The organism is Pseudomonas sp. HMSC065H01 (assembly GCF_001815235.1).
Classification (GTDB): Bacteria; Pseudomonadota; Gammaproteobacteria; order Pseudomonadales; family Pseudomonadaceae; genus Pseudomonas; species Pseudomonas aeruginosa.
In genome coordinates this window covers 1-15,883 of record NZ_KV819878.1, presented here as the reverse complement: position 1 = coordinate 15,883, position 15,883 = coordinate 1, and the positions used below count along the sequence as shown (strand labels likewise).

16 protein-coding genes and 1 pseudogene are annotated in these 15,883 nt (G+C 67.0%); 16 read left to right on the top strand and 1 reads right to left on the bottom strand.

Annotated elements, in window-relative coordinates; translation table 11 throughout:
* Positions 1-85: 85 nt before the first annotated feature.
* The 6 genes from HMPREF3014_RS14410 (at position 86) to HMPREF3014_RS14385 (ending at position 4,576) form a co-directional block, all read left to right on the top strand.
* Positions 86-973, top strand: coding sequence for a PHP domain-containing protein (locus tag HMPREF3014_RS14410; protein WP_003091487.1), 888 nt, complete (start codon positions 86-88; stop codon positions 971-973).
* Entirely contained in the window at positions 970-1,599 is a 630-nt protein-coding gene (locus tag HMPREF3014_RS14405) for an L-threonylcarbamoyladenylate synthase (protein WP_003091486.1), read from the top strand. Before HMPREF3014_RS14410 ends, HMPREF3014_RS14405 begins: the two co-directional genes overlap by 4 nt.
* A 172-nt stretch (positions 1,600-1,771) precedes the next feature.
* Positions 1,772-2,524 carry a segregation and condensation protein A gene (locus tag HMPREF3014_RS14400; RefSeq protein WP_003124353.1) on the top strand — a complete coding sequence of 251 codons (753 nt, stop codon included), beginning with the start codon at positions 1,772-1,774 and terminating at the stop codon, positions 2,522-2,524.
* Positions 2,525-2,668: 144 nt separating this feature from the next.
* Positions 2,669-3,667 carry an SMC-Scp complex subunit ScpB gene (scpB, locus tag HMPREF3014_RS14395; RefSeq protein ID WP_003114835.1) on the top strand — a complete coding sequence of 333 codons (999 nt, stop codon included), beginning with the start codon at positions 2,669-2,671 and terminating at the stop codon, positions 3,665-3,667.
* A gap of 81 nt (positions 3,668-3,748) precedes the next feature.
* Positions 3,749-4,279 carry a hypothetical protein gene (locus HMPREF3014_RS14390; protein WP_009876802.1) on the top strand — a complete coding sequence of 177 codons (531 nt, stop codon included), beginning with the start codon at positions 3,749-3,751 and terminating at the stop codon, positions 4,277-4,279.
* Between the two features lie 114 nt (positions 4,280-4,393).
* The gene (locus HMPREF3014_RS14385) at positions 4,394-4,576 is read left to right on the top strand and encodes a DUF1289 domain-containing protein (protein ID WP_003091481.1); all 183 of its coding nucleotides are present in this window, start codon (positions 4,394-4,396) and stop codon (positions 4,574-4,576) included.
* A gap of 6 nt (positions 4,577-4,582) precedes the next feature.
* On the opposite strand, the gene gap is transcribed toward HMPREF3014_RS14385, so the two are convergent.
* The gene (gene gap, locus HMPREF3014_RS14380; protein ID WP_003091480.1) at positions 4,583-5,587 is read right to left on the bottom strand and encodes a type I glyceraldehyde-3-phosphate dehydrogenase; all 1,005 of its coding nucleotides are present in this window, start codon (positions 5,585-5,587) and stop codon (positions 4,583-4,585) included.
* Positions 5,588-5,716: 129 nt separating this feature from the next.
* Here gap and edd point away from each other — a divergent pair, with 129 nt between their 5' ends.
* The 10 genes and pseudogenes from edd to HMPREF3014_RS34375 form a co-directional block, all read left to right on the top strand.
* Positions 5,717-7,543, top strand: coding sequence for a phosphogluconate dehydratase (edd, locus tag HMPREF3014_RS14375; protein ID WP_003091478.1), 1,827 nt, complete (start codon positions 5,717-5,719; stop codon positions 7,541-7,543).
* Between the two features lie 102 nt (positions 7,544-7,645).
* The gene (locus tag HMPREF3014_RS14370) at positions 7,646-8,641 is read left to right on the top strand and encodes a glucokinase (RefSeq protein ID WP_003091477.1); all 996 of its coding nucleotides are present in this window, start codon (positions 7,646-7,648) and stop codon (positions 8,639-8,641) included.
* 34 nt (positions 8,642-8,675) lie between these two features.
* A complete protein-coding gene (gltR, locus tag HMPREF3014_RS14365) occupies positions 8,676-9,404 on the top strand; it encodes a two-component system response regulator GltR (protein WP_003091475.1) in 729 nt (242 codons plus the stop codon).
* Positions 9,405-9,427: 23 nt separating this feature from the next.
* Complete coding sequence (gene gtrS / locus HMPREF3014_RS14360; RefSeq protein ID WP_003130488.1) at positions 9,428-10,849, top strand: two-component system sensor histidine kinase GtrS; 1,422 nt, start codon at positions 9,428-9,430, stop codon at positions 10,847-10,849.
* Between the two features lie 57 nt (positions 10,850-10,906).
* Entirely contained in the window at positions 10,907-11,260 is a 354-nt protein-coding gene (locus tag HMPREF3014_RS33550) for an endonuclease domain-containing protein (protein ID WP_305954986.1), read from the top strand.
* A 113-nt stretch (positions 11,261-11,373) separates the two neighbouring features.
* Positions 11,374-12,636 (top strand): ABC transporter substrate-binding protein, encoded by a 1,263-nt coding sequence (locus HMPREF3014_RS14355; RefSeq protein ID WP_003091472.1) that lies wholly within the window; start codon positions 11,374-11,376, stop codon positions 12,634-12,636.
* A 100-nt stretch (positions 12,637-12,736) separates the two neighbouring features.
* Complete coding sequence (locus HMPREF3014_RS14350; protein ID WP_003091471.1) at positions 12,737-13,669, top strand: carbohydrate ABC transporter permease; 933 nt, start codon at positions 12,737-12,739, stop codon at positions 13,667-13,669.
* Positions 13,662-14,507: a carbohydrate ABC transporter permease gene (locus HMPREF3014_RS14345; RefSeq protein ID WP_003091470.1), complete on the top strand. Its 846-nt coding sequence runs from the start codon at positions 13,662-13,664 to the stop codon at positions 14,505-14,507. The genes HMPREF3014_RS14350 and HMPREF3014_RS14345 overlap by 8 nt, the downstream gene beginning before the upstream one ends.
* Before the next feature lie 32 nt (positions 14,508-14,539).
* A complete protein-coding gene (locus HMPREF3014_RS14340; protein ID WP_003119710.1) occupies positions 14,540-15,700 on the top strand; it encodes an ABC transporter ATP-binding protein in 1,161 nt (386 codons plus the stop codon).
* A gap of 43 nt (positions 15,701-15,743) precedes the next feature.
* Positions 15,744-15,883, top strand: a pseudogene (locus tag HMPREF3014_RS34375) (porin); the annotation flags it as partial.

Genomic DNA, 15,883 nt, shown 5'->3' with positions numbered 1-15,883 from the left:
ACCCATGAACGGTACGTCTCGATACCGCGAGGCAGCGAATCGGCGTTGCTTCATCACCATTCTTCACTGGAATCAGGATTCAGCCATGCGTGTCGATCTGCATTGCCACAGTACCGCCTCCGATGGCGTTCTCGCGCCCGCCGCCCTGGTGCAGCGGGCCCACGAGAAAGGCGTCGGGCTGCTGGCGCTGACCGACCACGACACCCTGGAAGGCTTGCCGGAAGCCCACCAGGCGGCCGCTCGACTCGGTATCGAACTGGTCAACGGCGTCGAGCTGTCCTGCACCTGGGGTGGCGCCACCATCCATGTGCTGGGCTACGGTTTCGACCTCGACGCCGCTCCCCTGCGCCAGGCCACCGAAGCCCTGCACCGCGGCCGCTGGGCGCGCGCCGAGGAAATCGACCGACGGCTGGCGGCCAAGGGTATGCCCGGGGCGCTGGAGGGCGCGCGGGCGATCCAGCGGGCCCTGGGCGACAGCGGCAACGCGCCGGCGCGGCCGCATTTCGCCGAGTTCCTGGTCCAGGGCGGCTGGGTCAAGGATCGCGCCGACGCGTTCCGCAAGTGGCTGGGGGCCGGCAAGCTGGGAGACGTCAAGCAGCACTGGCCGACCCTGGAGGAAGTGGTCGGCTGCCTGCGCGAGGCGCGCGCCTGGATCAGCCTGGCGCACCCGTATCATTATGATTTCACCCGGACCAAGCGCCGGCGCCTGGTCGCCGACTTTCTCCAGGCCGGCGGACACGCCATCGAGGTGGTCAATGGCGTGCAGCCGGCCGAACAGGTCGGTACCCTGTCGATCCTGGCCCGCGAGTTCGGCCTGATGGTCACCGCCGGCAGCGATTTCCACGCGCCGGGCGACTGGTCCGAACTGGGCATGTACCGTGCGGTTCCAGAGGACCTGCCGGCCATGTGGCCGCGTTTCGCCAGGCATTTTCGCGATACCGAACGTCATTCCGAAGCCAAGGGGGCCGAATGAGCCAGTTCTTCCAGATCCATCCGGAAAATCCCCAGCCACGGCTGGTCAAGCAGGCGGTGGAAATCGTCCGCCAGGGTGGGGTGATCGTCTATCCCACCGACTCGTCCTATGCCCTGGGCTGCCGCATCGGCGAAAAGACCGCGGTGGACCGCATCCGCCGCATCCGCCAACTGGACGACAAGCACAACTTCACCCTGGTCTGCCGCGACCTTTCCGAGCTGGGGGTCTATGCCAAGGTCGACACCGGCCTGTTCCGCCTGCTCAAGGCGCACACCCCCGGTCCCTACACCTTCATCCTCAGCGCCACCCGCGAGGTGCCGCGCATGCTCCTGCACCCCAAGCGCCGCACCATCGGCCTGCGCGTGCCGAACTGTCCGATCGCCCGGGCGCTGCTGGAGGAACTGGGCGAACCGCTGATGAGCGTGAGCCTGATCATGCCCGGCAGCGGCGAGCCGCTGAACGATCCCTATGAAATGCGCCAGGTACTGGAACACCAGGTCGACCTGATCGTGGACGGGGGCTATGGCGGCGGCGAGGCCTCCACCGTGATCAGCCTGACCGACACCGATCCCGAAGTGATCCGCGTGGGTTGCGGCGATCCGGCGCCGTTCATGCAGCCGGCCTGAGCGCCGCCCGAATCCGCCCACCACGAGCCTAGCGATGCAGGACGATAACCCGGCCAACGCCGCCCCCCCTCCAGCCGAACCCGCCGCCGAGCGGGTGCCGCTGCAACTGGCGCTGGTCTACGGCGAGGCGGTCACCGAGCTGCCGCAGGACCTCTATATCCCGCCGGACGCGCTGGAGGTCTTCCTCGAGGCCTTCGAGGGCCCGCTCGACCTGCTGCTGTACCTGATCCGCAAGCAGAACATCGACATCCTGGATATCCCGGTGGCGGAAATCACCCGCCAGTACATGGGCTATGTCGAGCTGATGAAGGCGGTGCGCCTGGAGCTGGCCGCCGAGTACCTGGTGATGGCGGCGATGCTGGCGGAGATCAAGTCGCGCATGTTGTTGCCGCGCTCGGCGGAAGCCGAGGAGGAAGAGGAAGATCCGCGGGCCGAGCTGATCCGCCGCCTGCAAGAGTACGAACGGTTCAAGAAGGCCGCCGAAGACCTCGACGAACTGCCCCGGGTCGGCCGCGACGTGCTGGTGCCGGCGGTGGCTGCTCCCGAGGCGCGGGCGCGCAAGCTGCTGCCGGAGCTGGCGCTGCAGGAGCTGATGCTGGTGATGGGCGAGATGCTGCGCCGCGCCGACCTGTTCGAGAGCCACCAGGTGACCCGCGAGGTACTGTCCACCCGCGAACGCATGAGCGAAGTGCTGGAGCGCCTGAAAGGCGGCGCCTTCGTGCCCTTCATCCAGTTGTTCACCCTGGAGGAGGGCAAGCTCGGCGTGGTGGTCACCTTCATGGCGATCCTCGAACTGGTCAAGGAGCAGATGGTGGAGCTGGTGCAGAACGAGGCTTTCGGCGCCATCCATGTGCGCCTGCGGATAGCCCGCGAAGCGGAGGAAGGCGAAACCCTGGAGGAAGCCCTGGAAGACGATTTCGAGTGAGCGCGCCGCGCCGCTGGCCGTTCGTCCCCCTGCGGACGGTCGCCTTTTCCGAGCTTCCGGCTTCGCTCCCTGCCGTGGCCTGTTAAGCTGCATGCCCGATTCCGCTATCTTTCCCTCTTCCTGGCTCCGGTATCCGTTGCGACGATGAACCTGTCCGATCCCCACGAACTCGCCACTCTGCTCGAAGGCATCCTCCTCGCGGCCGGCAAGCCGCTGTCGCTGGAACGCCTGGCCGAGCTGTTCGACGAGGCAGAGCGGCCGGAGCCGGGGCAGTTCCGCGACGCCCTGGCGATCCTGGCACTGTCCTGCGCAGGGCGCTCCTTCGAGCTGAAGGAAGTCGCGTCCGGGTATCGCCTGCAGATTCGCGAGCGTTTCTCGCCGTGGGTCGGCCGCCTCTGGGAGGAGCGTCCGCAGCGCTATTCGCGCGCGCTGCTGGAAACCCTGGTGCTGATCGCCTACCGCCAGCCGATCACCCGTGGCGAGATCGAGGAGATCCGCGGCGTGGCGGTGAACACCCAGATCGTCAAGACGCTGATGGAGCGGGAGTGGATCCGCATCGTTGGCTACCGCGAGGTGCCGGGGCGCCCGGCGATGCTGGCGACTACCAAGGCGTTCCTCGATTATTTCAACCTGAAGAGCCTCGACGAGCTGCCGCCGCTGTCGGCGCTGCGCGAGATGGAGCCCGAGCCGGAACCGCCGGTCGAAGTGGCGCCCGCGGCGCAGCCGCCGCGCGACGATCTCGACGAGGATGCGATTCCTGCCTCGATCCAGGCCCTGGCCGATCGCGCCATCGCCGAGGCCGGGGAAAGCCTCGAGGAGATCGAGGGGGAGGCCGGCGAGCCGGAGAAGCCGCGCGAGGAAACCAGCTTCCGCAGCCTGCTGCTGGAACTGGACGAGATGGAGCAGGGCCTGAAGACCGACTTCGACGACCTGCTCGACCCTCCGGAGCCCTCGGAGCAGGGCGACGAGTCCGCCGAGCCAGCGGCTGGGCCGATTCCCGTGGTCGCGGAGCAAGCCGTCGAGCCTGCCGTCGCGGAGGCTGTCGCGGGCGCCGATCCCGATGACGAGGAGCGCGCCCTGGCGGAGGCCATGCGCGAGGAGCGCGAGGCACTGGACGCCGACGACGACTGGCCGCGCCGCTGACCGTCGTTCCACCCTGTAGAATTCATCCGGCCGCGCCGGCGAGGCCGGCCCGCTCCGTTTCATCGACCCTGGAACCCGCCCATGAAAGAGACCCTGAACGAACTGATCACCCTCATCAGCACCGGCTGCATGGGCGCCGAGGAGATCCGGCGGATCGCCGACGAGGCGGCCCAGGCCTATGCCGATCCGGCAGGGTTCCTCGCCGCCAACCCGGATATCAACTACGACGACAGCTTCCCGATCCCGCTCGGCGAGTGGGTGGTGGTCGGTAGCCTGCCGGATATCGTGCTGTTCCAGGCCGACACCTATGCCGAGCTGTTCGCCCGGATCGTCGCCTCCTTCGGCAAGGACGTGGCGTTCAACATCAAGCCGAAGCAGTTGCTCAAGACCGAGCCGCTGGTCGCCCTCAACCGTATCCAGGTGCAACTGAGCAGCATGTATCCGGAAAAGGGCGGCTACGTGCTGGTGGATTTCAGCGAGCCGCTGGACGACGAGTTGCAGGCGGTGCTGGTCTATACCCAGGACCTGCCGCGGGTCATGACGCTCTGCGTCGAGGCCGGCATCTATGCCGCGCCTGCCTACGAAAGCCTGCGCGACGCCGAGGCCGAGTGACCGCGGGCCGCTCGATCGGCCCGATAGTCATTCCCTCCTGGACGCCGGCCCGCCGCCTGTCGTGAAGTGACGGGCGAGGACCGGTTGCGGTCCGCGCCGAAAAAGGGGGAACGCTTGAAAAGTCCTTGCATCAATATCTGTGAGTTCGATGCCGACGTGTGCCGTGGCTGCGGGCGTACGCGCCAGGAAATCCGTGCCTGGAAGCGCGCGGACAAGGCCGAGCAGCGACTGATCCTCGCCGAGGCCGACCTGCGCCTGCTGGCGTTGCAGGCGCGCGGTCGGCGCAAGTTCCGCTGAGGCGCGTCAGTCGCGGGCGGCGGCCAGCGCCAGGGCGCTGTCCAGCATGCGGTTGGAGAAGCCCCACTCGTTGTCGTACCAGGCCATCGCCTTGACCAGCCGGCCGCTGACCTTGGTGTGGTTGGCGTCGAAGATCGACGAGCGCGGGTCGTGATTGAAATCCACCGACACCAGCGGCTGGGTGTTGTAGCCGAGCACCGGAGAGCCCTCGCTGGCTTCGCGCAGCAGGCGGTTGACCTCGTCTACGCTGGTATCCCGGGCCACCTGCACGGTGAGATCGACCAGCGACACGTTGATCACCGGCACCCGCACCGCCAGCCCGGTAAGCTTGCCGGCGAGTTCCGGCAGGACCAGGCCGACCGCCTCGGCGGCGCCGGTCTTGGTGGGGATCATCGACTGGGTCGCCGAACGTGCGCGGTACAGGTCCGGGTGGTACACGTCGGAGAGGTTCTGGTCGTTGGTGTAGGCATGGATGGTGGTCATCAGGCCGTGCTCGATGCCCAGCTCGCGATGCAGCACCTGGGCCACCGGTGCCAGGCAGTTGGTGGTGCAGGAGGCGTTCGAGACGATCCGATGGGAGGCGCGCAGCACCTCGTGGTTGACGCCGTAGACCACGGTGGCGTCGACGTCCTTGCCGGGCGCCGAGATCAGCACCTTGCCGGCGCCGGCCTGCAGGTGGGCAGCGGCTTTGTCGCGGCTGGTGAAGAGCCCCGTGCACTCGAGCACGATGTCCACGCCGAGGCTCTTCCAGGGCAGTTCCGCCGGGTTGCGGATGGCGCTGACGGCGATGCGGTCGCCCATCACCCGCAGGCTTTCGGCATCGTGCTCGACCTCGCCGGGAAAGCGTCCATGGACGCTGTCGTACTGGAACAGGTGGGCGTTGACCGCGGCGTCGCCGAGGTCATTGATCGCCACTACCTGCAACTGTTCGCGGTAGTGGCCGGTATACAGGGCGCGAAGAACGTTTCGGCCGATGCGACCGAAGCCGTTGATGGCCAGGCGGATAGTCATAATGAGGTCGTCTCTTTTCTATTGTTGTGGTAAAAACCATTACATTTCGTCCAGAAAGAAAAGTAAACATCCTTCAACCGATGATTATGTTGTAAAAACAACAATTGATAGTCTGTAGGAGAATCTGCCATGCACCCTCGTGTGCTCGAAGTCACCCGCCGCATCCAGGCCCGTAGCGCGGCCACTCGCCAGCGCTACCTCGAGATGGTCCGGGCTGCGGCCAGCAAGGGGCCGCACCGCGGCACCCTGCCGTGCGGCAACCTCGCCCACGGGGTCGCGGCCTGTGGCGAAAGCGACAAGCAGACCCTGCGGCTGATGAACCAGGCCAACGTGGCCATCGTTTCCGCCTACAACGACATGCTCTCGGCGCACCAGCCGTTCGAGCGCTTTCCGGGGCTGATCAAGCAGGCGCTGCACGAGATCGGTTCGGTCGGCCAGTTCGCCGGCGGCGTGCCGGCCATGTGCGACGGGGTGACCCAGGGCGAGCCGGGCATGGAACTGTCGCTGGCCAGCCGCGACGTGATCGCCATGTCCACCGCCATCGCGCTGTCTCACAACATGTTCGATGCAGCGCTGTGCCTGGGTGTTTGCGACAAGATCGTGCCGGGCCTGCTGATCGGCTCGCTGCGCTTCGGCCACCTGCCCACCGTGTTCGTCCCGGCCGGGCCGATGCCGACCGGCATCTCCAACAAGGAAAAGGCCGCGGTGCGCCAACTGTTCGCCGAGGGCAAGGCCACTCGCGAAGAGCTGCTGGCCTCGGAAATGGCCTCCTACCATGCACCCGGCACCTGCACCTTCTATGGCACCGCCAATACCAACCAGTTGCTGGTGGAGGTGATGGGCCTGCACTTGCCCGGTGCCTCCTTCGTCAACCCGAACACCCCGCTGCGCGACGAACTCACCCGCGAAGCGGCACGCCAGGCCAGCCGGCTGACCCCCGAGAACGGCAACTACGTGCCGATGGCGGAGATCGTCGACGAGAAGGCCATCGTCAACTCGGTGGTGGCGCTGCTCGCCACCGGCGGCTCGACCAACCACACCCTGCACCTGCTGGCGATCGCCCAGGCGGCGGGCATCCAGTTGACCTGGCAGGACATGTCCGAGCTGTCCCATGTGGTACCGACCCTGGCGCGCATCTATCCGAACGGCCAGGCCGACATCAACCACTTCCAGGCGGCCGGCGGCATGTCCTTCCTGATCCGCCAACTGCTCGACGGCGGGCTGCTTCACGAGGACGTACAGACCGTCGCCGGCCCCGGCCTGCGCCGCTACACCCGCGAGCCGTTCCTCGAGGATGGCCGGCTGGTCTGGCGCGAAGGGCCGGAACGGAGTCTCGACGAAGCCATCCTGCGTCCGCTGGACAAGCCGTTCTCCGCCGAAGGCGGCTTGCGCCTGATGGAGGGCAACCTCGGTCGCGGCGTGATGAAGGTCTCGGCGGTGGCGCCGGAACACCAGGTGGTCGAGGCGCCGGTACGGATCTTCCACGACCAGGCCAGCCTGGCCGCGGCCTTCAAGGCCGGCGAGCTGGAGCGCGACCTGGTCGCCGTGGTGCGTTTCCAGGGCCCGCGGGCGAACGGCATGCCGGAGCTGCACAAGCTCACGCCGTTCCTCGGGGTCCTGCAGGATCGTGGCTTCAAGGTGGCGCTGGTCACCGACGGGCGCATGTCCGGGGCGTCGGGCAAGGTGCCCGCGGCCATCCATGTGAGTCCGGAAGCCATCGCCGGCGGTCCGCTGGCGCGCCTGCGCGACGGCGACCGGGTGCGGGTGGATGGGGTGAACGGCGAGTTGCGGGTGCTGGTCGACGACGCCGAATGGCAGGCGCGCAGCCTGGAGCCGGCGCCGCAGGACGGCAATCTCGGTTGCGGCCGCGAGCTGTTCGCCTTCATGCGCAACGCCATGAGCAGCGCGGAAGAGGGCGCCTGCAGCTTTACCGAGAGCCTCAACGGCTGGCGCTGATTCTGATAGGTCGATATCCGCCGGCGCTTGGCTGGCGGCTGTCTCTCCGGCAACATCTGCCGACCGTCCCGCCCTGGCGCGGGGCATTGCGGTTCAACGACGATGAATAACGACAACAAGAGAAGCGCCGGCGGCCTCGGCCTGGTCGGCGATATCGGCGGCACCAATGCGCGTTTCGCGCTCTGGCGCGGGCAGCGCCTGGAATCCATCGAGGTGCTCGCCTGCGCCGACTACCCACGGCCTGAACTGGCCGTGCGCGACTACCTGGCGCGGATCGGCGAATCGGTGGCGAACATCGACTCGGTCTGCCTGGCCTGCGCCGGTCCGGTTGGGGCGGCGGATTTCCGTTTCACCAACAACCACTGGGTGATCAATCGCGCCGCGTTCCGCGAGGAGCTGGGGCTGGATCACCTGCTGCTGGTCAACGACTTCAGCACCATGGCCTGGGCCGCCTCGCGGCTGGGCGCGGACGAGCTGGTGCAGGTCCGGGCCGGCAGCGCCCAGGCGGATCGCGCCCGGCTGATTATCGGTCCCGGCACCGGCCTTGGCGTCGGCAGCCTGCTGCCGCTGGGCGGGGGACGTTGGGAAGTGCTGCCCTGCGAGGGCGGGCATGTCGACCTGCCGGTCACTTCGCCGCGCGACTTCGCGCTCTGGCAGGGCCTGCAGGCGCGCTACGGACATGTCTCCGCCGAGCGCGCACTGTCCGGCAACGGCCTGCTCGCCCTCTATGAAATCAGCTGTGCCCTGGACGGGGTTGCCGTACGCGCGAGCAGTGCGGCGGAAGTCGGTGCCCTGGCCATGGCCGGCGACGCCCAGGCGGACGCCGTGCTGGAGCACTTCTTCCTGTGGCTGGCGCGGGTCGCCGGCAACGCGGTGCTCACCGTCGGCGCGCTCGGTGGCGTCTACATTACCGGCGGCATCGTCCCGCGTTTCCTCGAGCGTTTCATCGCCAGCGGCTTCGCCGAGGCCTTCGCCAGGCGTGGCAAGACCAGCGGCGCTTACCTGCAGGACGTACCGGTGTGGGTCATGACCGCCGAACATCCGGGCCTGCTCGGCGCCGGCGTCGCCCTGCAGCAGGCCCTGGACGCCGAGGGCTGAGTCGGCGTCGAGCAACCGCATAAGGAGGAGCCTCGTGAGCGCGAACGGACGATCGATCCTGCTGGTGGACGATGACCAGGAGATCCGCGAATTGCTGGAGACCTACCTGAGCCGCGCCGGCTTCCAGGTCCGCAGCGTCTCGCGGGGCGCCGACTTCCGCCAGGCGCTGTGCGAGGAGGAGGCGAGCCTGGCGATCCTCGACGTGATGCTGCCGGACGAGGACGGCTTCAGCCTCTGTCGCTGGATTCGCTCCCACCAGCGCCTGGCCTGCATGCCGATCATCATGCTCACCGCCAGTTCCGACGAGGCCGACCGGGTGATCGGCCTGGAACTGGGCGCCGACGACTACCTGGGCAAGCCGTTCAGCCCGCGCGAGCTGCTGGCGCGGATCAAGGCCCTGCTGCGCCGCGCGCAGTTCACCCAGGTGCGCGGTGGCGACGTACTGGCCTTCGAGGACTGGCGACTGGATACGGTCAGCCACCGGCTGTTCCACGAGGACGGCGAGGAGTTCTTCCTCAGCGGCGCGGATTTCGCCCTGCTCAAGCTGTTCCTCGACCATCCGCAGCAGATCCTCGACCGCGACACCATCGCCAACGCCACCCGCGGCCGCGAGGTGCTGCCGCTGGAGCGCATCGTCGACATGGCGGTCAGCCGCCTGCGCCAGCGCCTGCGCGACACCGGCAAGGCGCCGCGGCTGATCCAGACCGTGCGCGGCAGTGGCTACCTGCTGGCGGCGCAGGTGCGGCCGCACCTGCAGCCATGAGCGAATGGCGGCGCTGGTCGCCGGTGCCGCGCTCGCTGCTCGGGCGCATGCTGCTCCTGACCCTGCTCGCGGTGCTGGTCGCGCAAGGGCTTTCCAGCCTGTTCTGGCTGTCGCACCTGCGCTCCAGCCAGCGCGAGGGCCTGCTCACCAGCTCGCGCAGCCTGGCCTACTCGATGGCGGCCAGCGTCAGCTACTTCCGTTCCCTGCCGCTCGGCTACCGTCCGCTGGTGCTCGACCAGTTGCGCAGCATGGGCGGTACGCGCTTCTTCGTCTCGCTGAACGACCGGCCGCTGGAGATGCGTGCCCTGCCGGACACGCCGAACAAGCAGGCGGTGCTGGAGATCGTCCAGGACGTGTTGCATCAACGCCTGGGCAAGGAGGTCGAGCTGCAGGTCGAATTCGTCAGTCCCGACGAGCTGCGCCTGTTCAACGGCGCGCTGAAGCTCGACGAGCTGCCGCGTTCCTGGGCGCACTACGCGCTGACCCTGGAGCCGGTGAACCCGCCGGTGCTGGTGACCCAGATCCGCATCGGCGACAGCGAGTGGCTGTACATCGCCAGCCTGATGCCGGCGCCGTACGTCAGCCTGGAACCCGAGGGACTGCAACCGCAGCAGGTGCTCTCGATCGTTTTCACCAGCCTGTTGCTGCTGCTTTTCACCGGCTTGCTGATGCATTGGCAGAGCCGTCCGCTCAAGCGCCTGGCGCGCGCCGCCCGCGACCTGGCCCTGGGCAGTCCGTCGGCAGCGCTGGAGGAGCGCGGCGCCAGCGAACTGGTGGAGGTGGCGCGCGCCTTCAACACCATGCACGAGCGCATCGACCGCTACCTGAACGAGCGCGGGCAGTTGTTCAGCGCCATCTCCCACGACCTGCGCACGCCGATCACCCGCCTGCGCCTGCGGGTAGAACTCCTCGAGGACGAGCGCTTGCAGGAGAAGTTCGGGCGCGACCTGGACGAGCTGGAACTGCTGGTGAAGGGCGCGCTGCAGTGCGTGAAGGACACCGATATCCACGAGAACGTCGAGCCGGTCGACCTCAACCTGTTGCTCCAGCACATCGCCGAGCCCTACCTGGCCGATGGCCGGGTGGAGGTCGTCGGTCGCGCCGCGGAGCCTTATCCGGGCAAGCCCCTGGCGCTCAAGCGCTGTATCGGCAACCTGCTGGACAATGCGCTGAAATACGGCGAACGCGCCCGCCTGAGCCTGGAGGACGGGCCGGAAGCGGTGGTGCTGCACGTCGACGACGACGGCCCCGGCGTGCCCGAGCAGCGCCTGGAACAGATCTTCGAACCGCGCTTCCGCCTGTCTCCGCGAGGGCAGGGCTACGGGCTGGGCCTGGGCATCGCGCGCAACATCGCGCACACCCATGGCGGCGAAGTCAGTTTGCAGAACCGTCGCGAGGGCGGCCTGCGGGTCAGCCTGCGCTTGCCGCGCCTGGGGCTGGAGTGATGGGCTGGCCTGCCGGGCCCTTGAACGAGGCGGGCAGGCACGAGGTTCTCCCGTGTTCTGCGGCAGCCGCAGACAGAGGCGGAGCGGGCGCTATGGCGGTGTTTGCGCGGGCATCGATTGCTCGGGCTGAAGTTTCGTCGGCAGAAGGTTCTCGGGCCGTACATCGTCGATTTCGTCTGTCATGAGCGGATGCTGGTGATCGAACTGGATGGCGGGCAGCATGTGGGTTCGCCGGCCGATGCCTGGCTGGAGAGCCGGGGTCCAGGGTACTGCGGTTCTGGAACGACAAGGTGCTGGCGCGCAGGGAGGTGCTGCTGGAGGTCATTCTCGTGTTGTAGGAGGTTTCTGTCGCGAAACCGCCTTGCCGAGTTCAAGTCCAGATTTTCCTGCTCTGCCTCAATCCCAATGTAACCACTCCGTGACAAACCCGGATCGCTTCGTTACCCGCGACGCGGAACGCTTGAATAGACTCGAAGCATTGCAAGCGCAGACTTGCTCCGAATAACAAGAAGAAGGTTTTCCTCATGAATGCGATCCGTCGCCTCTCTGCCGTCATCTGTCTTTCCTCCCTCTGTCTCTCCCCGCTGCTGGCCCAGGCCGGCGAAGTCGAAGTGCTGCACTGGTGGACCTCCGCCGGCGAGAAGCGCGCCGCCGAAACCCTGAAGAAGCTGGTCGAAGCCAAGGGCCACACCTGGAAGGACTTCGCCGTGGCCGGCGGTGGCGGCGAGGCGGCGATGACCGTGCTGAAGACCCGCGCGGTGTCCGGCAATCCGCCGGCCGCGGCGCAGATCAAGGGGCCGGATATCCAGGAGTGGGGCGAACTGGGCCTGCTCGCCGACCTCAACGCGGTGGCCGCCGAAGGCAAGTGGGACAGCCTGCTGCCGAAGCAGGTGGCGCAGATCATGAAGTACGACGGCGACTACGTAGCAGTGCCGATCAACGTACACCGGGTGAACTGGCTCTACATCAACCCGGAAGTGTTCAAGAAGGCCGGCGCCACCCCGCCGACCACCCTCGACGAACTGTTCGTCGCCGCCGACAAGCTCAAGGCCGCCGGTTTCACGCCGCTGGCCCATGGCAGCCAACCGTGGCAGGACGGCACCGTGTTCGAGAACCTGGTGCTGAGCAAGATGGGTCCGGAAGGCTATCGCAAGGCCTTCGTCGAACAGGACAAGGCGACCCTCACCGGAGCGCAGATGGTCGAGGTGTTCGCCGCGCTGAAGAAGCTCCGCGGCTACGTCGATGCCGACGCCGCCGGTCGCGAATGGAGCGCCGCCACGGCGATGGTGATCAACGGCAAGGCCGGGATGCAGATCATGGGCGACTGGGCGAAGAGCGAATTCACCGCCGCCGGCAAGGTGCCGGGCAAGGACTACCAGTGCCTGCCGTTCCCCGGCACGCAGAAGGCCTTCGACTACAACATCGACTCGCTGGTGATGTTCAAGCTGAGCAACGCGGAGAACCGCAAGGCCCAGGAAGACCTGGCGCGCAGCGTGCTCGATCCGTCCTTCCAGAAGGACTTCAACCTCAACAAGGGCTCCATCCCGGTTCGCCTGGACGCCGACATGGCGCCGTTCGACAGTTGCGCCCAGCAGTCGATGAAGGACTTCAAGCAGGCTTCCCAGGACGGCAACCTGGTGCCGAGCATGGCCCACAGCATGGCCGCTTCCAGCTACGTGCAGGGGGCGATCTTCGACGTGGTGACCAACTTCTTCAACGACCCCGCCGCGGACCCGCAGAAGGCCGCCCAGCAACTGGCGGCCGCCATCGAGGCGGCGGCGCAGTAAGTCCCTGGCGCGGAGCCCGGCCTGGGCTCCGCTCGATCCTCCCGACTGGCTCCGTGCCGCCGAGCGGCACGGGTGGGTTCCTTCGCACGCGAGAAAACGCATGGCGACCAATTCCCCTGTCTATCCCACGGCTCCGGTAGCGCCTCGTCGCGTCTCGCCGCTCGATCGCCTGCAAGGCTGGCTGCCGAAGCTGGTGCTGGCGCCAAGCGTGGTCGTGGTGCTGTTCTGCATGTATGGCTACATCGGCTGGACGCTGCTGCTGTCCTTCACCAACTCGCGCTTCATGCCCAGCTACAAGTGGGCCGGGCTGAGCCAGTACCAGCGCCTGTGGGACAACGACCGCTGGTGGGTGGCGAGCAAGAACCTGCTGCTCTTCGGCGGCTCGTTCATCGCCATCTGCCTGGTGCTCGGAGTGTTCCTCGCAGTGCTGCTGGACCAGCGCATCCGCCGCGAAGGCTTCATCCGTACCCTCTACCTGTATCCCATGGCGTTGTCGATGATCGTCACCGGCACCGCCTGGAAGTGGCTGCTCAATCCGGGCCTGGGCCTGGACAAGCTGCTCCGCGACTGGGGCTGGGAAGGTTTCCGCTTCGACTGGCTGGTGGACCCGGAGCGGGTCGTCTACTGCCTGGTGATCGCCGCCGTGTGGCAGGCCTCCGGCTTCGTCATGGCGCTGTTCCTCGCCGGCCTGCGCGGGGTCGACCCGGCCATCGTGCGCGCCGCCCAGGTCGACGGTGCGAGCCTGCCGACCATCTACCTGCGCATCGTCCTGCCGAGCCTGCGCCCGGTGTTCTTCAGCGCGCTGATGATCCTCGCCCATATCGCGATCAAGAGCTTCGACCTGGTGGCGGCGATGACCGCCGGCGGGCCGGGTTATTCCTCCGACCTGCCGGCGATGTTCATGTATGCGCATACATTCACCCGTGGCCAGATGGGGCTCGGCGCGGCGAGCGCGATGCTGATGCTCGGCGCTGTACTGGCGATCGTGGTGCCTTACCTGTATTCCGAACTGCGAGGCAAGCGCCATGCGTGACGCGTCCCTGAACCCGAGCTTCAGCGTCAGCCGCCTGGCCGTGCACCTGACCCTCTGGGGCGCCTGCGCGCTTTACCTGGTGCCGCTGCTGGTGATGCTGCTGACCAGCTTCAAGACGCCGGACGACATCCGCACCGGCAACCTGCTGTCGCTGCCCGACACCTTCACCGTCATCGGCTGGCTCAAGGCCTGGGACAGCGTCGGCGCGTTCTTCTGGAACTCGGTGCTGATCACCGTGCCCGGCGTGCTGATCTCCACCTTCATCGGCGCGTTGAACGGCTACGTGCTGTCGATGTGGCGCTTCCGCGGTTCCCAGCTGTTCTTCGGCGCGCTGTTGTTCGGCTGCTTCCTGCCGTTCCAGGTGATCCTCCTGCCGATGTCCTTCACCCTCGGCAAGCTCGGCCTGGCCAATACCACCAGTGGCCTGGTGCTGGTCCACGTGATCTACGGCCTGGCCTTCACCACGCTGTTCTTCCGCAACTATTTCGTGGCGATCCCGGATGCCCTGGTCAAGGCCGCGCGCCTGGACGGCGCCGGCTTCTTCACCATCTTCCTGCGCATCCTGCTGCCGATGTCCACGCCCATCGTGATGGTCTGCCTGATCTGGCAGTTCACCCAGATCTGGAACGACTTCCTGTTCGGCGTGGTGTTCGCCAGCGGCGATTCGCAACCGATCACCGTGGCCCTGAACAACCTGGTGAACATCACCACCGGGGTCAAGGAATACAACGTCGACATGGCCGCGGCGATGATCGCCGCGCTGCCCACGCTGGTGGTCTACGTACTGGCCGGCAAGTACTTCGTGCGCGGCCTCACCGCCGGCGCCGTGAAAGGCTGAGACGGGTCGCTGACCCCGGAGACGAACGAAACATGGCAACCCTCGAACTGCGCAACCTGCACAAGAGCTACGGCAGCGGCCTGGCGGATACCCTCAGGGACATCCGGCTGAAGATCGACTCCGGCGAATTCCTGATCCTCGTCGGGCCCTCGGGTTGCGGCAAGTCGACCCTGATGAACTGCATCGCCGGGCTGGAGAGCATCACCGGCGGTGCGATCCTGGTGGACGGCCAGGACATCAGCGGCATGAGCCCCAAGGACCGCGACATCGCCATGGTCTTCCAGTCCTACGCCCTGTACCCGACCATGAGCGTGCGCGAGAACATCGCCTTCGGCCTGAAAATCCGCAAGATGCCCCAGGCCGCCATCGACGAGGAGGTGGCGCGGGTGGCCCGGCTGTTGCAGATCGAGCACCTGCTCGAACGCAAGCCCTCGCAGCTCTCCGGCGGCCAGCAGCAGCGGGTGGCCATGGGCCGGGCGCTGGCGCGGCGGCCCAAGGTCTACCTGTTCGACGAGCCGCTGTCCAACCTCGATGCCAAGCTGCGGGTGGAAATGCGCACCGAGCTGAAGCTGATGCACCAGCGGCTGAAGACCACGACCGTGTATGTCACCCACGACCAGATCGAGGCCATGACCCTCGGCGACAAGGTGGCGGTGATGAAGGACGGCGTCATCCAGCAGTTCGGCACGCCGCAGCAGATCTACAACGACCCGGCCAACCTGTTCGTCGCCAGCTTCATCGGTTCGCCGCCGATGAATTTCATTCCGTTGCGCCTGCAGCGCCGGGACGGACGCTGGACCGGCCTGCTCGATAGCGGCCAGGACCGTATCGAACTGCCGCTGAGCCTGGAGCCCGGCCTGGAGGAGGGGCGCGAGCTGATCCTCGGCGTACGACCGGAGCAGATCGCCCTGGGCGATGGCAGCGCTGCCCATGACCTGCGTACCGAGGTCGAGGTGCTCGAACCGACCGGGCCGGACACCCTGGTCTTCGTCACCGTCAACCAGGTCAAGGTCTGTTGCCGCCTGGCGCCGGACGTCGCGCCGGCCGCGGGCAGCGGCATGAGCCTGCGCTTCGATCCCGCGCGGGTCCTGCTGTTCGACGCGCAGAGCGGCGAGCGCGTGGCCGTGCGCACGGCGGGCGTGGTGGCGGAGAAGGTCACCGCCTTGAACGGCAATCGCCAGAAGAACTCCTGAATCCTTTCGTACTGCCTAGACCACAACCACGAGGACGCTGGAAATGTACAAGAACAAGAAAACCAGACCGGCCGCCAGGACCGTTGGCTGCCTGTTTGCCCTTGGAGCGCTGGGCTTGGGGAGCGCGGCGCACGCCGCCGAGGCGTTCTCCCCGAACTCGAAATGGATGCTCGGCGACTGGGG

What these genes read in the sequence shown, in the direction of transcription:
- HMPREF3014_RS14350 (WP_003091471.1), top strand. Translation starts at nt 12,737, where the DNA reads ATGGCGACCAATTCCCCTGTCTATCCCACGGCTCCGGTAGCGCCTCGT.
- scpB (WP_003114835.1), top strand. Translation starts at nt 2,669, where the DNA reads ATGAACCTGTCCGATCCCCACGAACTCGCCACTCTGCTCGAAGGCATC.
- HMPREF3014_RS14340 (WP_003119710.1), top strand. Translation starts at nt 14,540, where the DNA reads ATGGCAACCCTCGAACTGCGCAACCTGCACAAGAGCTACGGCAGCGGC.
- edd (WP_003091478.1), top strand. Translation starts at nt 5,717, where the DNA reads ATGCACCCTCGTGTGCTCGAAGTCACCCGCCGCATCCAGGCCCGTAGC.
- gap (WP_003091480.1), bottom strand. Translation starts at nt 5,587, where the DNA reads ATGACTATCCGCCTGGCCATCAACGGCTTCGGTCGCATCGGCCGAAAC.
- HMPREF3014_RS14405 (WP_003091486.1), top strand. Translation starts at nt 970, where the DNA reads ATGAGCCAGTTCTTCCAGATCCATCCGGAAAATCCCCAGCCACGGCTG.
- HMPREF3014_RS14370 (WP_003091477.1), top strand. Translation starts at nt 7,646, where the DNA reads ATGAATAACGACAACAAGAGAAGCGCCGGCGGCCTCGGCCTGGTCGGC.
- HMPREF3014_RS14390 (WP_009876802.1), top strand. Translation starts at nt 3,749, where the DNA reads ATGAAAGAGACCCTGAACGAACTGATCACCCTCATCAGCACCGGCTGC.
- HMPREF3014_RS14410 (WP_003091487.1), top strand. Translation starts at nt 86, where the DNA reads ATGCGTGTCGATCTGCATTGCCACAGTACCGCCTCCGATGGCGTTCTC.
- HMPREF3014_RS14355 (WP_003091472.1), top strand. Translation starts at nt 11,374, where the DNA reads ATGAATGCGATCCGTCGCCTCTCTGCCGTCATCTGTCTTTCCTCCCTC.
- HMPREF3014_RS14345 (WP_003091470.1), top strand. Translation starts at nt 13,662, where the DNA reads ATGCGTGACGCGTCCCTGAACCCGAGCTTCAGCGTCAGCCGCCTGGCC.